Annotated in this window: 12 protein-coding genes, 1 tRNA gene and 3 pseudogenes; 8 read left to right on the forward strand and 8 right to left on the reverse strand. The window is 39.6% G+C overall.

The window, feature by feature from the left end; genetic code table 11:
- Nucleotides 1–30 precede the first annotated feature (30 nt).
- The 3 pseudogenes from PN457_RS09770 to PN457_RS09775 form a co-directional block, all read left to right on the forward strand.
- A pseudogene (locus tag PN457_RS09770) lies at nt 31–1173 on the forward strand (IS4 family transposase).
- A 34-nt stretch (nt 1174–1207) separates the two neighbouring features.
- Nucleotides 1208–1405: pseudogene (locus tag PN457_RS18410) on the forward strand (Bpu10I family restriction endonuclease); the annotation flags it as partial.
- A pseudogene (locus PN457_RS09775) lies at nt 1406–1504 on the forward strand (biliverdin-producing heme oxygenase); the annotation flags it as partial. It lies immediately after the preceding pseudogene.
- A gap of 107 nt (nt 1505–1611) precedes the next feature.
- On the opposite strand, the gene PN457_RS09780 reads toward PN457_RS09775, so the two are convergent.
- Together PN457_RS09780 and PN457_RS09785 are read right to left on the reverse strand one after the other, a co-directional pair.
- On the reverse strand, nt 1612–3129 hold the full coding sequence (locus PN457_RS09780; RefSeq protein WP_271733014.1) for a coiled-coil domain-containing protein: 1518 nt from the start codon (nt 3127–3129) through the stop codon (nt 1612–1614).
- Nucleotides 3122–5482: a hypothetical protein gene (locus tag PN457_RS09785; RefSeq protein WP_271733016.1), complete on the reverse strand. Its 2361-nt coding sequence runs from the start codon at nt 5480–5482 to the stop codon at nt 3122–3124. The genes PN457_RS09780 and PN457_RS09785 overlap by 8 nt, the downstream gene beginning before the upstream one ends.
- Before the next feature lie 101 nt (nt 5483–5583).
- Here PN457_RS09785 and cobW point away from each other — a divergent pair, with 101 nt between their 5' ends.
- Nucleotides 5584–6624 carry a cobalamin biosynthesis protein CobW gene (gene cobW / locus PN457_RS09790; RefSeq protein WP_271733018.1) on the forward strand — a complete coding sequence of 347 codons (1041 nt, stop codon included), beginning with the start codon at nt 5584–5586 and terminating at the stop codon, nt 6622–6624.
- Between the two features lie 14 nt (nt 6625–6638).
- Nucleotides 6639–7109, forward strand: a complete 471-nt coding sequence (locus PN457_RS09795) for an ABA4-like family protein (RefSeq protein WP_271733020.1) — start codon at nt 6639–6641, stop codon at nt 7107–7109.
- Between the two features lie 2 nt (nt 7110–7111).
- On the opposite strand, the gene PN457_RS09800 is transcribed toward PN457_RS09795, so the two are convergent.
- From PN457_RS09800 to PN457_RS09810, 3 genes are all read right to left on the reverse strand, one after another.
- Nucleotides 7112–7342 (reverse strand): acetyltransferase, encoded by a 231-nt coding sequence (locus PN457_RS09800; protein ID WP_271733022.1) that lies wholly within the window; start codon nt 7340–7342, stop codon nt 7112–7114.
- Nucleotides 7343–7436: 94 nt separating this feature from the next.
- Nucleotides 7437–7745, reverse strand: coding sequence for a DUF3181 family protein (locus tag PN457_RS09805; protein ID WP_271733023.1), 309 nt, complete (start codon nt 7743–7745; stop codon nt 7437–7439).
- A gap of 119 nt (nt 7746–7864) precedes the next feature.
- On the reverse strand, nt 7865–8122 hold the full coding sequence (locus PN457_RS09810; protein WP_271733024.1) for a 2TM domain-containing protein: 258 nt from the start codon (nt 8120–8122) through the stop codon (nt 7865–7867).
- 162 nt (nt 8123–8284) lie between these two features.
- On the opposite strand from PN457_RS09810, the gene PN457_RS09815 reads away from it, so the two are divergent.
- Nucleotides 8285–8358 (forward strand) — tRNA-Arg (locus PN457_RS09815).
- Nucleotides 8359–8421: 63 nt separating this feature from the next.
- On the opposite strand, the gene PN457_RS09820 is transcribed toward PN457_RS09815, so the two are convergent.
- Genes PN457_RS09820 through PN457_RS09830 form a run of 3 tightly spaced genes read right to left on the reverse strand, consistent with a single transcriptional unit; the run spans nt 8422 to nt 11424 of the window.
- A complete protein-coding gene (locus tag PN457_RS09820) occupies nt 8422–9651 on the reverse strand; it encodes an MFS transporter (protein WP_271733026.1) in 1230 nt (409 codons plus the stop codon).
- Nucleotides 9652–9695: 44 nt separating this feature from the next.
- Nucleotides 9696–10709, reverse strand: coding sequence for a glycosyltransferase family 2 protein (locus PN457_RS09825; RefSeq protein WP_271733028.1), 1014 nt, complete (start codon nt 10707–10709; stop codon nt 9696–9698).
- 10 nt (nt 10710–10719) lie between these two features.
- Nucleotides 10720–11424 carry a C40 family peptidase gene (locus PN457_RS09830; RefSeq protein WP_271733031.1) on the reverse strand — a complete coding sequence of 235 codons (705 nt, stop codon included), beginning with the start codon at nt 11422–11424 and terminating at the stop codon, nt 10720–10722.
- Nucleotides 11425–11430: 6 nt separating this feature from the next.
- On the opposite strand from PN457_RS09830, the gene PN457_RS09835 reads away from it, so the two are divergent.
- Together PN457_RS09835 and PN457_RS09840 are read left to right on the forward strand one after the other, a co-directional pair.
- Entirely contained in the window at nt 11431–12369 is a 939-nt protein-coding gene (locus PN457_RS09835) for a serine hydrolase (protein ID WP_271733033.1), read from the forward strand.
- 290 nt (nt 12370–12659) lie between these two features.
- Nucleotides 12660–13964 carry an efflux RND transporter periplasmic adaptor subunit gene (locus tag PN457_RS09840; RefSeq protein WP_271733035.1) on the forward strand — a complete coding sequence of 435 codons (1305 nt, stop codon included), beginning with the start codon at nt 12660–12662 and terminating at the stop codon, nt 13962–13964.
- Nucleotides 13965–13971 lie beyond the last annotated feature (7 nt).

Here is a 13971-nt window from a genome sequence, read left to right on the forward strand (position 1 = left end):
AGTATTGTCAATAAGACCTATCTAATGAAAATGATACCAACATTTTATCAAAACTATATCAGAAGTCAATTAAGTCTAGGAGAATACCTGTTGTTAAAAATCCTGCTCGATATTTTACAATCAATCAAACAGGTGAGTTTAGAAACTTTAGCGAATGCGCTACCAATACCCATAAAATTTCAAAGCAGACGCAAAAAAATACAAAGATTTTTATCATCACCAAAATTAACAATAAAGAAAATATGGTTGCCAATAATTGAAGTTTGGTTAGAGACATACTTTGAAAACAAAGAAACAATATATCTAGTAATAGACCGGACTAAATGGTCATGTATAAATTTATTCATGATAAGCATAGTGTGGGACAAACGAGCAATACCGATATATTTTGAATTATTGAAGCAAAAAGGAAATAGTAATCTCAAACAACAAACAGAAGCGTTGACCGAGATTTTGGCGATAGTAAAAAAATATAAAATATGTGTGTTAGGAGATAGAGAATTTTGTTCGGTAAAATTAGCAAATTGGTTGAATCAGCAAGGTTTAAGCTTTTGTTTAAGGTGAAGAAAAAATGAATTTATCAAAAAAGAATCGGAGATTTGGTTAGAGTTGAAAGATTTGGGTTTAGCACCAGGATTATCATTATTTTTACCAGGAGTTAAAGTCACGAAACTTAAAGGTTTTGGATATTTTAATTTAGCCTGTAAATGGAAACGGAAGCTCAAGGGTATAGCACCAAAATAAGGATGGTTGATTCTCACAGATTTACCAGAGCTAGGAGCAGCCATTACAGCTTATAAACAACGCTTTTAACTTGAAGAAATGTTTAGAGATTTTAAAACAGTAGGCTATAATTTAGAAGATACAAAAGTCACGGGAGAAGGGTTGATTTCACTAATTTTGTTAATAGCTATTGCCTACACATCAGCGACAATTCAAGGACAACAGATTAAACGCAAGGGTGTACAAGAATATGTCGGAAGAGTTAAAGAAAAGAGCCGTAGTACCAGACGACATAGCAGTTTTTATATTGGTCTATATGGTTATACTTGGGTCATTCTTATGGATAATTGTCAATCTTTGGTAGCCCAATTAATGAGACTAAATCCTAATAAGCGCAAGTATTATCAACAAGGTCTAAGAGCTATGAACCTTATACAGTCGGTCTTTTAGTTTATTTTGTCCCCCCTTCAGCAGAAAAGCAAAAAGACTTTCATCTGATATACGAAGTAAATTTAGAAATTCTAATGACAGAAGAGAAAATAGAGACACCTATGTCAGTTATGTTGATGAACATCCTCTTAATTTAGATTGTTTTAAAAGATTTATTTTTCACCTGAATGAATGCTTTCCTGATTCTGGACATGATCAGGTAGAAGTAGTGCTAGATAGAGGATATTTTTAATTGGAAGGTAATTTTATCAAGTCCATCGGTGTGATGCTGTTTAATAGTCTCACCCGTCGTCGTCAACGTGGTAACACTGAACTAGCTACTGAGTCGTAATTTTTTGGAGTTGGAGTGACTATATATGGGGGTAATGTCCCTGTGATTGTTTTCTGTATATGAAGACAACCAGAGGGAAATTAGCCCCAAAACCTTATCTTTACTACCTATCTTTTTCTGTTACGAGTTAGTAAGTGAAGTACGTAAACTATCAGTCCTATAAATCCTAACTCCTGTCTTAAAAACTGCCTAAGTTGTTTATGATTACGAACCCTGCCAAAATCTTGTAAATAGTTCTCCAAATATTGGATCTGGCTTATTTCCCCTTGTAACAATGACAATTGATCGTTTGAATTCGTCAACTCCACACGGGTATTATCTACCTGTTGCAGTAGGTTTCTAATTTCGTCTAAACCTCCTATACCGTCTATTTCACTCTTAATAGACTCAAGTTGTGTTAAAATACCTTTGGCATCGTCAATATTTTCATTATATCTATCAATAGCAGCATATATTGCCAGATTTTCTTGCTGAATTTTTTCAGATTCTGCTCTGACATTATTTACGTCCTGCAAAATTAATCTTGCTTCTTCAACAATACTGGTAACACCTATTTCCTCCAGTTCTCTTTTTGCTTCCCTTAATTCATGTAGAATATTGCTAAAACTTTGTAAATATTCTAAGTTGTGGAATACTTGGGCTTCAAGTTGTCTAATATTGGTTTCAAGAGTTTGTAAATCATGTAATTTCTGGGATAGTTGAGGTTCAATGTTTTGATAATATCTATCAATTTGTGAGATGGCCTCATTAATCCTTGTAGCATTCTCGGCATATATTGCCAGATTGTCTTCCTTAATTTGTTGAGATTGCTCTAAATAATTTTGTGTTGTTAGTAAAATCCTCTGGGATTCTGCTCTGACATTATTTACATCCTCCAAAATTAATATTGCTTGTTCCACAAGACTGGTAACACCAATTTCCTCCAGTTCTCTTTTTGCTTCCTTTAATTCCTTGAGAATATTGCCAAAACTTTGTAAATCTTCTAAGTTATGGGATACTTGAGCGTCAATATTTTGATAATATCTATCAATTTGTGAGATGGCCTCATTAATCCTTGTAGCATTCTCCCCAGATATTGCCAGATTTTCTTGCATAATTTGTTGAGATTGCTCTAAATAATTTTGTGTTGTTAGTAAGATTTTCTGGGATTCTGCTCTGACATTATTTACATCCTCCAAAATTAATATTGCTTGTTCCACAAGACTGGTAACACCAATTTCCTCCAGTTCTCTTTTTGCTTTCGTTAATTCATCGAGAATATGGCTAAAACTTTCTGCAGCTTCTAATTTATGGGATAGTTTAGCTTCAAGTTGTTGAATATTTGTTTCAATAATTTGTCCAGCTTGTAATTTCTGGGATAGTTGATCTCCAATTTCTCTAGCGTTGCTTTGAGATTCTATAAGTTGATCACGACTAGTGCGAACTTGTTGATCAACTTCTTGGGCTTGTTCAAGAGTTCTGTTTGCTCTCTCTACAGAGTTATTAATTACCTCGGTGAGTTGTTGAAGTTGTTGGGCTTGTTCAAGAATTGCGTTGGCTCTGTCTAGAGAATTATCAATTACCTCGGTGAGTTGTAGAAGTTGTTGAGCAACTTCTACATCTGTCCGTTTTTTATGATTAGTCATTGGTTTCTCCTTGATAAATTTGGTTGATAGCAGCCTGACACAGGACAGATACAATGGAACCATGTTGATGGGCAATTATATCTCGGAATGGATAATCTTGAGGAATATCTTCACCAATCCTCATTCTCACTCTAGCCGCTTCATATATCAGTCCTTGTTGCTCAAGTTCATTTGCAATATTCACTATGACTAAAGAGCGATATTCTTCCAGTTCTCTGTCTTGTAATTGGGATATTTCTTCTACTGCATCCCAGTATCTACCTAAAGCCCTGAATAATAGGCATTTGAGGGGAACGATATCAATGGGACTCCAAAAACTATTAGTTTCTAGTAGTTTTAATTCTGTTAATTCTTGCAGAATAATTTTATCCTTTTGAGATGCTCTTAAAATTTCTATAGCTTTCTGCTCAATTTCTAATACTGTTTGATTGTCAACTCTGGCTGCTCTCAAAGCTGCATAGGTATCCCAGTAAATTCTCAAAGGCTGACTGCGTAAACGTTCATAAATGAGGTTACGTATTGTCTCGAAATCTTGGGATACCTGTTCTCCATTACCAAACTCTGTAATCCATGCTAATGGTTGATCAGCATTAGAAAAATTGAAAAACTGACATTGATTAAAATGGGTTCTACCAATCCGCTCAATTTTATCAGTAGTGGTAAGGATTAGTAATCTATAACGAGGTCTAGTAAAAATTGTATATAAATTACTTGCTTCTTCCATTGATAGTTTTCCTTGTCCCTGGAATACGGAAAAAGCCACACAAGCGTCAAACTCCCTCCCTTTAGCTTCGGTAACATTCAGGTAATCTATTCCCGGTAAATTCTGATATTTTGGAGCAATATCTTGATGGATTAACTTGACACGGCTAGAAATTCTTTGCAGAAGATAGCGATCATCTCGATTTAATACCCTGTGATTGAGTCGAGAGAGAACTTGTGATAATTCTTCTGGTGAGTTGCATTCTAAAATCCTTACGGGTTCACCCTCTTCAAAACAGTTTTTAGGATCACTGGGATGAGGTAAATGTTCTCCGCGGTTTTGTAAGTTAGCTGCTTGTGCAAAAGAGTGAAAAATATTGGCAAATTCTAAAATACGCTGGGTATTGCGATAATTATATGTCAGGTTATGTCTTCTATTCAGTTGTAATTGTCCCCAATCAAAACCAGTGGGTTTAATCCTTTGATTCATATCTCCTAACAGCCAGAGGACATGAGAATGGTTATGTTCATGCCATCTTAACAAGATTCTTTTGATAGCTTCAATTTCAGCCATTAAATAATCTTGAGCTTCATCAAATATCAACAGCGTTTTAATCCCTTCTGGTGGAGGAATAGTTTTTGTAATTTCTTCTAACCCATCTAGCCAAGTTTTTTTATCTCCTAGTCTTTGTTTCCATTCGTTTATATTAACTCTTCTTAGTTGTTGGATTACCGCTGTATTTTCTATGTAAGTTCTATTATTGTTTAGGTCGCCTAAATTATGTTCATTGAGTACAAACGCCCTAAATAACACCAAATCGCGATATTTGATGTTGTCAGAGTGAAAAGCAGTTAACTCTTCTTCATCCGTAGCAATCTGAGCATATGTGTTTGGTTCCGCCTGCTGCAACCACTGTTTAAAAGTACCTAGGAAAAAATTTGGCCTTTGCTCCTGTGAATTTAAATCTTGATCCTGTAAAATTGATTTTATCTCAGTAAATTTTTCCAGATCAGAGCGTAAAGCTTCGGGAACAATTAAGGCAACATTCCAACCTGCTGTTTTGAATAATTCACAAGCTATTAAAGCAGCACATACCGTTTTACCTGTACCTGGTGCGCTCTGTAATAAAAAACTATTAATTTCAATATGATTTGGTGGTGCGGAGGTTATTAATTGCTTATAAATTGCTTGTTGCTCACGAGTAAGAAGAGGTGAATACAAGTAACCACCATAAACAAACTCATACCAAGAAGTAACTCGTTTATGATCAAATTGGTAAGTGGGGAGATGCTCTAAACGTGTTTCTTCAATTCCCAGTAACTCAGCTGGTGTGATTGCACCTTCTGTATTTACATCGCGGCGGATTTTTTTATAAATATTTTGATAAATATCACGTCTTAACCCCGCTGCGATTACTAAAATAATTTCATGATTATTTTCAATATATCTCCTCCAAATAACTCTAATATCACCTCTTTTAGTGCGCCATAAATCACCTGTTCTGTATCTGTATCCCCGTAATTTTTTTGTATCTCCCAGGTTTCCCTGACTCAGGTCTGTCAAGACTCTTGCTATATCCTCAAAATAATTATGTAACTTGAGGATATGCCGAATAACAGCCCTGGTGATTTTGATAGTATAATTACACATGAAATACTCGAAGTAATGTCAACTATGTAAAAATTTAGTCTAAGTTCCAGTTTATCATGAGTATATAATTTTTGTCGCGCAGGGAGTAAAGGTAGTATATAATGTCCGGTAAAATACCAGTAACAGTGATTACAGGTTTTTTAGGCAGTGGTAAGACTAGCCTAATTCGCCACCTACTACAAAACAACCAAGGTCGCCGTATTGCGGTGTTAGTCAATGAGTTTGGGGAACTGGGTATTGATGGTGAGTTGTTAAAATCCTGTGAGATTTGCCCTGAAGATGGGGAACAGGGGAGTAATATCTTTGAGTTAACTAACGGCTGCTTATGCTGTACTGTGCAAGAAGAGTTTTATCCCACGATGCAGCAGTTAATTAAGCGACGAGATAGCATTGACTGTATTTTGATTGAAACTTCTGGTTTAGCTTTACCGAAACCTTTAGTTAAAGCCTTTCGCTGGCAAGAAATTCGCGCCGCTGCTACAGTGGATGCAGTAATTACCGTGGTAGACTGTGCGGCGGTAGCATCAGGTACATTTGCTAGCGACCCGGAGGCTATAGCTGCTCAACGCCAAGCAGATGATAGCCTAGAACATGAAACACCCTTACAAGAACTGTTTGAGGACCAATTGGCCTGTGCAGATTTGGTGGTGTTGAATAAAACTGATTTAGTGGATCTGGAGACAAAGCTGGAAGTTGAGGAACTAATTAAGCAAGAGTTACCCAGAGTGGTGAAGATTGTGGAAAGCGATCGCGGTCAAGTGGATGCTTCCATCTTACTGGGATTTCAAGCCGCAGTTGAAGATAATTTAGATAGTCGTCCCAGTCATCACGACACGGAGGAAGACCACGAACACGACGAAGAAATTACCTCAACTCACGTAGTATTAGACCGGAGCTTTGACCCAGAAAAGCTACAACAGCAACTGCAACAACTAGCACATCAACAAGAAATCTATCGGATTAAAGGCTTTGTCTCCGTACCGAATAAATCTATGCGCTTAGTAATGCAAGGTGTAGGAACGCGGTTTGACAAATTCTACGATCGCCCCTGGAAAGTCCAAGAACCTAAACAAACCAGTTTAGTTTTCATTGGTCGTGATTTGAAACCTGCGGAAATAGCATCCCAATTAGTAGCTTTATAATCACCCCTAATTGTATGAACATCTCTCAACTATTTGACATTGCCAATATTTTCGTTTTACCCTTTTGGGCGTTAATGATTTTCTTACCTAACTGGAAATTTACACGGTGGGTAATGGGATCATATCTACCTTTTGTAGTTTTAGCTAGTGCATATTTGTATCTGTTTGTCAATAGTATTACCCCAGAAAATGCTGCCGCTTTATCTAATCCCCAGTTAGCAGATATTGCGCGATTTTTTACTAATGAAACAGCAGCTGCAACAGGATGGATTCATTTCCTGGTCATGGATTTATTTGTAGGTCGTTGGATATATTTAGAGGGTCAGAAAACAGGTATCTGGACAATTCATTCTCTGGCTTTATGTTTGTTTGCTGGACCTCTAGGTTTATTATCTCATATAGTCACCTACTGGATCACTAGGGCATTTTTCCCCAATTCACAGACTAAGGATATGGGAGAACCAGCGGTTTCTTCCAGTAATTAGAGTTAGTGAGCAGAGGTGCAAAGTTGAGGATGTCGATAATTGGGATCAACCCAACAAAGCGGTAGGCTTTCACCAGAGGGAAATACAAGATTCTGTTTTTGATAGGTTTCCGGTTCTTGTTCTTCTTGACCTAATTGGTCTTGGGCGCGGATAATCCGACTATTAGGATCAATTAATTCCTGAAAATCAAGGACCTTAATAATATCACCTGAATCTTTGAGTTGTAAAAACATATTCATCACCTCAATAAATTTGAAGGTACAATGGAAAATACCCCTCATCTTTTTGTTGGGGAAGATATACCGCCTCACCTCAACCGAGCGGAACTTAAATCTGGCGTTGATATTTCTCTAAAATATCTACCAAGTTGACTTGACATTGTAGTGGGAGGAGATCATTTAAAGGTAATTCTTTCCTCCCACCGCCAATTTTGACTGGGATAGATGTTAATACTGCTATAACAGTGTCTTCATTGACAGTCTGGGAAGTAATTAAGGGATACATCTGTTCAGCAACTACAGTATGCAGTTTCGCATCAGATAAATAAAGATGCCATTTGGCAATATCTATATATACCGCTTCGCCAATTTCAGCAGCTAGGGCTTCCAGTATTTCAGCGGTGTTGGTTGTAGCCATAAAAATCACCTTATATCAACAAAGAGCGTTAAATGTCAGGGTTTCTCACATGATCGCACAATTATGTATTGGGATCTACCACCACAGGTTACAATCCCCCTAGCCGCAATAATCAATCTTCAGGTAGATTTGGGTGGAGTTTCGCTATAGTTGGCGATCGCACTAATATAAATCAGATGCACCAACAATACTAATATCCAACCTGCGGTTAACCAGGGTAGCCATTCCCAGGTGGCCGATTTTAAGTTGTGGACAAACCATAAACCGGAATTAACAGCCGTAGTCAATGCTACATGGACAGCAAAATTCATCCGGTCATCTAACTTGCGGAAATCTGGATCTTTGCGGTCGGGTTTGCGAGGCCAACGAGGAGGCATAAGGATTTATTTGAGACTTGAGCCATGTACTTACTCAACTTTAGCAGACACATTCACCATCTGTGCTTACCCCTCATGATTCAGGTGTGTTAGTTCGGCAGAATTAAATAAAAAATGGCCTTGCATTATTTTCATAGTAGTGTTAAGATTATTTTGTTGTAAGGGTGTGTAGCTCAGCGGACTAGAGCACGTGGCTACGGACCACGGTGTCGGGGGTTCGAATCCCTCCTCGCCCGTTAAGAAAGGCAGAAATGATTTTTACTTTTAAAAATCACTTTTGCCTTTTCCTATACTTGGAATTATCTATCTAATGCGTAACTATCTTCACCACGCCCCAAGGCAAAGCGGAGAGAATTATTCAGGTTATGACTGGACTGGGTGAGAAATATAATCATGGCTAGAAAAGTCAAAGCAGCACCATAACCAAACATCTGGCGGTAACCTACTTGTTCAGCAATGACACCCAGAACCGGACCCGCGACCCCAATACCAACATCTAATCCTACTAAAGAGACGCCAAATATCCGCCCGCGTTCGTGGGGTTGGGCGCGGTCTGTCATCATCGCCGCCATCATGGGAATTACAGTTCCCGAAGCAGCACCTTGGACAAATGCTGAGAGTAAGAAAATAGGGGCGCTGTTAGCTCGCCATATACCCACCATGGCTAAGGTGAAGGCAATTAAGCTCAGGGTGATAAATAAACCCCGTCCATATTTATCAGAAGCGCGGCCAATAAATAGCCTGACATTAAAACTGGCGATCGCCGCTACTGTGTAAAATAGTCCTGGGTTCAAATCTACATTAGTGGATTTGATAAATAATGGCACAAAAGTATGTAAAGTTCCTAAAACCATACCAATCAACAGCATGACTATTGCCGGAACACGCACACGAGGAGCCCATAATAATCGCCAGAATAGATTATTTTCAGGGTTATTGTCCAGCTGGTGAGCCACAGATGGATTCCCCAGGGGGACAATACATAACATTCCCGCAAAACCCAAAGCCGCGGACAACAGAAATAAGGGAGTATAACCAGCAGCAGCTTGTAAATATCCCCCCATAGCTGGCCCAATAGCCACACCAAGGGGATTGACTAAACTCATGTAGCCAATCACCTCACCGCGATTGTGAGGAGGGGCTAAATCTCCCACCAATGCTACATAAGCAGTACCAAAAGCGGCAATACTGATACCGTGAAAGGCGCGTAACACCATTAATGGGATAATTGACTTTGCTAACACATAACCCAGAGGTGCAATAGCCACTGCTGACATCCCAATGAGCAACACAATCTTACGACCCCGACGGTCTGCTAAACTACTACACCAAGGGCGAAATAGTAGCATCCCGATGGCAAAACTGCCCATAACAATGCCAATCTCTTGACTGGTAGCGCCAATATCTTCGATATATAGGGGCAGAGTGGGTAATAATGAGGCAATGCTAGACCAGAATAATAAACCTGCGGTAAACAAAATCAGCAGGTTACGTCTAAGTTGGCTGTCTAAGGTCTGAATAGCTTTCAAAATAAATGTCAGTTTAGTTCCAGAGTGTTTCTCATATTGTTACGTTACTTAACATTTTTGGCTACTACTTCCCGCACCCGATAGATGGGACGACCTTGGGATTCATGGTAAGTACGCATCAATAACTCAGCCAACAGACCAAAGCAAAACAACTGCATCCCAGTGACTAACAGCAGCACCGCCAAAATTAACAAAGGGCGACTACCAATTGACTCCCCTAAAGCCAATTTAATAAAACTCAAGTAAATACCCAGCAGCATACCTGTAACTATAGATCCCAATCCCAGCAACCCGAAAACGTGCATGGGACGGGTGAGAAACTTCTTCATGAAGTAAATAGTTAACAAATCCATCATGACGCGAAAGGTGCGCCAAATACCATACTTACTGCGGCCAAAACGCCGCGCATGATGACGTACGGGAATTTCAGTAATTCGCGCCCCCTCAATGTAAGCCAAAGCCGGTAAAAATCGGTGCAGTTCCCCGTAGAGATTCATATCAGCTACAAGCTCCGACCGATAAGCCTTGAGGGAACAACCATAATCATGTAACTTGACTTCCGTCACCTTACCAATCAGCCAATTAGCAACTTGAGAAGGAATTAGGCGGGAAACTAGAGCATCTTGGCGTTGATGTCGCCAACCACTCACTAAATCATAGCCTTCTGTCAATTTAGCTAGTAATAAGGGGATATCCGCCGGATCATTTTGCAAATCAGCATCCAATGTGACAATCACTTTACCGATCGCATAATTAAACCCAGCGGCCATTGCCGCAGTTTGTCCGTAATTTCGCCGTAATAGCACCGCTTTTAAATCACTACGGATGTGGGCTTGTGACTTGAGAAATTCCGCCGATCCGTCTGTAGAACCATCATCCACGCAAATGATTTCATAACTGAAATTACTGGCGCTGACACTAGTAGCGATCGCTGCGAGCAAAAGTGGTAAACTTTCCACCTCATCCCGCACTGGTACTACCACCGAAACATCGGGGACAACTACCCCACTTGAACCATTTTCCTGATTTAAACCCTGGGAAATTAAGCCACTCCTCATATTAACGTCCTTAGTTTCTGTGTGGTTGATAACTCTGAATCACCCGACCTGCACCCCGCAGCTGGTGATAATATGACTGACTTACCCTATCCCCCTGTTCCGAGAGAATATCAATGCCAATACCATTGCGTCCCTGGTCTTTTCCCGAACTATGAATGTAAGAATTATCGCCTAAATATAGCCCTACATGAGTGGCTTTTTTTACAGTTCCAAAAAAAACTAAATCCCCTGGTTGTAATTCATTTATATGAATTTTCTGGGTAAAAGCTTCCTGTTGATAAGCATCTCTGGGTAACCAAACGCCTACCGACAAAAACGCCGCCTGCATTAACCCGGAACAGTCGTAATTCGGACCGACTGTACCACCCCACAGATAATAATTAGACTGTTCCATGGATTTTTGGGTAAAATTAATCACATCAGGGAGTAATTTTGTGATCTCAGACTGGGAAAATGATTTGGCCTGATAAAGTGTGGTAGCAGGTTGTAATATATCCAAGTCGGCACAAGATACCCACCCTGGATAGTCATCTTCACATAAATACACCTCAAATGCTGAGAACTGATGATTTAATGTGACCCGCAAATGTCGCCCTGTAGCTGCTTGAGTGCTCAGGCTTATACATTCAGGAGAATCATATAAATTCAAATTAGCAATACACTGGTATTCTTGAGCCGATGTCTTGAGGATTGGGGATTCTGAATTAGAGAGCATTCTGCAATGATTTTCTTTAGAAAAGACGAACAACTCGAAAATCTTGGTAATGATATTTTAGAGGCAACTTGGGCAACATTTCCCAGTTTAGCCCGTAACCAAGTGGCTATAACTTGGATTGTTTATGATCCTCCAGTACCTGTAAATACTGGTGGTGCTTTGACTCCTGATGCTTTTTGGAGCCATATACCCCGTGGTTTTACTTATAGGGGGGTGGAGCGAATTTATCCCGCTAGCGTGGTCAAATTGTTTTATTTAGTCGCTGTCCACGAATGGCTGGAAAAAGGTATGACCCCACCCTGTCAGGAGTTGGAACGCGCCTTAACTGATATGATTGTGGACTCTAGCAATGATGCTACTAGCTTAATTGTAGATGTCCTGAGTGGCACTACTTCCGGTCCAGAGTTACCAAGCGCACCCTTTGAAACTTGGAAATATCAACGTCATATTATTAACCGCTATTACCAGTCTTTGGGTTGGGAAGAGTTGGAGACAATTAATATTTGTCAAAAAACTTGGGGTGATGGTCCCTATGGTAGGGAACGAGCATTTTATGGGGAAATGCTTGATAATCGCAATATGGTGACCACTAATGCCACGGCTAAGTTAATTCATACTATTGTAGGTGGGGTGGCAGTGTCTAGTAAGCGATCGCAAGCCATGATGAATTTGCTCAAACGTAGTCTTAACCCCAATCATTTACCCACCGATGTGGAAGAGGATCAGGTAACAGGTTTCTTGGGGGGTGGACTTCCCCAAAATACTCAAATTTGGTCAAAAGCCGGTTGGACAAGTCAAGTTCGTCATGACGCAGCTTATATTGAGTTATCAGAACAGCTTCCCTACATCTTAGTTGTATTTACTGAAGGTAAAGCTAACGCCAAACGCCGGGATATCTTACCTTTTATTTCTGGGCTATTTGCCAAGGGGATGAGTAATTTATAATTTGTAATTCGTAAGAACACAGATACAAGGGAATATTACTAATATTCGGTTGTATTAATCTGTTTTTCTGAGGATTTATCAACCCTCAGCCCCACCCTCTCCTGAACTAGGGGAGGGCTTAATAATCTTGTTAATTATTGAACCTGGGATAGATTTAGAGATAATTGATTCAAGATTATATTAAAATATATGACACAAAATTTTTAAGTAAGTATGATACTAAATGAATGGTTATGATGGCAAAATATCGAATCATGACTTACTATTGAGTTATTTATATTTAGTTAGCCATGACATTGCCTGAGCCGCCAAATAATTTTGGAGATAATCATTCGCCAAAGTCATATCAGCCAAGGTTGCCAGAAAGAAGATGGCAGGGATTATTGTTAGCTTCTATACTAATTATTGCAGGTGGTAGCGCTATATTTTGGCGTGTTTTTACTCCTACATATCAAGCAGTACCTACTAATATTAAAACTCCCGGCGTCAGGGTCAAGGTGTTAACAGTACGCTCTGGTATAGTCGATGAAAGTTCAAATTTTGTTGCTAGCTTAAAGTCTGGGCGTTCGGTAGAGATCAAGTCGAAAATTCCCGGACAAGTTACCCAAATATTTCTCAAACCAGGGGATCAAGTTACAGCCAGAACGGCAATTATCCAAGTAGATTCTAGACCAGCAACAATTGAGCTTAATGCTACTTATCAAGCTGCTGTATTACAACGGGAAAATGCCCGTGCTAAACTTGAGTCTCTGGAAGCAGCACGCCAATCTCAAGTTGCTGATTTACAATTGCACGAAGAGGATTATCAAAAGTATGCTTACCTAGCAACCCAGGGAGCTATCTCTCGACGTGCGCGAAATCAGTATGCTAATCGGGTGGCTACAACTAAGGCTGATCTTGGGGCGATTAATGCTCAGATTCAAGGAGAGCAACTGACTATCTCACAAGCTGAAAAAACCTTGCAACAAACCCAGTCCGAGATTCGCAGCCAACGACTCCACCCCCAGAGTTATACAATTACAGCACCTTTTAGCGGTACAGTTGGTAATATTTCTGTGAGAGTAGGTGATTTAGTCAATACTTCTACACCACTAGTTACTGTTTCTCAAAATCAACCCTTAGAACTGCATATTTTTGTCCCGGTGGAACAAAGCACCCAATTACGTCAGGGAATGGCCGTGGAAGTGTTGAATCCACAAGCTGAGGTGATAAGTAGTAGTAAAATATCTGCAATTACTCCTGATGCTAAAAATGAGCGGCGAGAAGTTTTGGTTAAAGCACTGTTTAATAATTCCGAAGGTCAGTTACGACCTGATCAATTAGTACAGGCGAGAGTGATTTGGAATCAGCGTTCTGGGGTATTAATCCCTACCAAATCAGTGTTTCGCGTAGGTGGGGAAACTTTTGTCTATGTGATGACAACAGAGGAATCACCACAAGGGATATCTCAACTTATAGCTCGCCAAAGACGGGTGCAATTAGGTAATATTAGAGATGATCATTACCAAGTTTTGGCAGGATTACAATCAGAAGATAAAATTGTTACTTCAGGCGTTTTGAATCTAAAAGATGGTATGCCAATAGTGCCTGAATAGTTTTATA

It is taken from the genome of Anabaenopsis arnoldii (assembly GCF_028331025.1).
GTDB lineage: Bacteria > Cyanobacteriota > Cyanobacteriia > Cyanobacteriales > Nostocaceae > Anabaenopsis > Anabaenopsis arnoldii.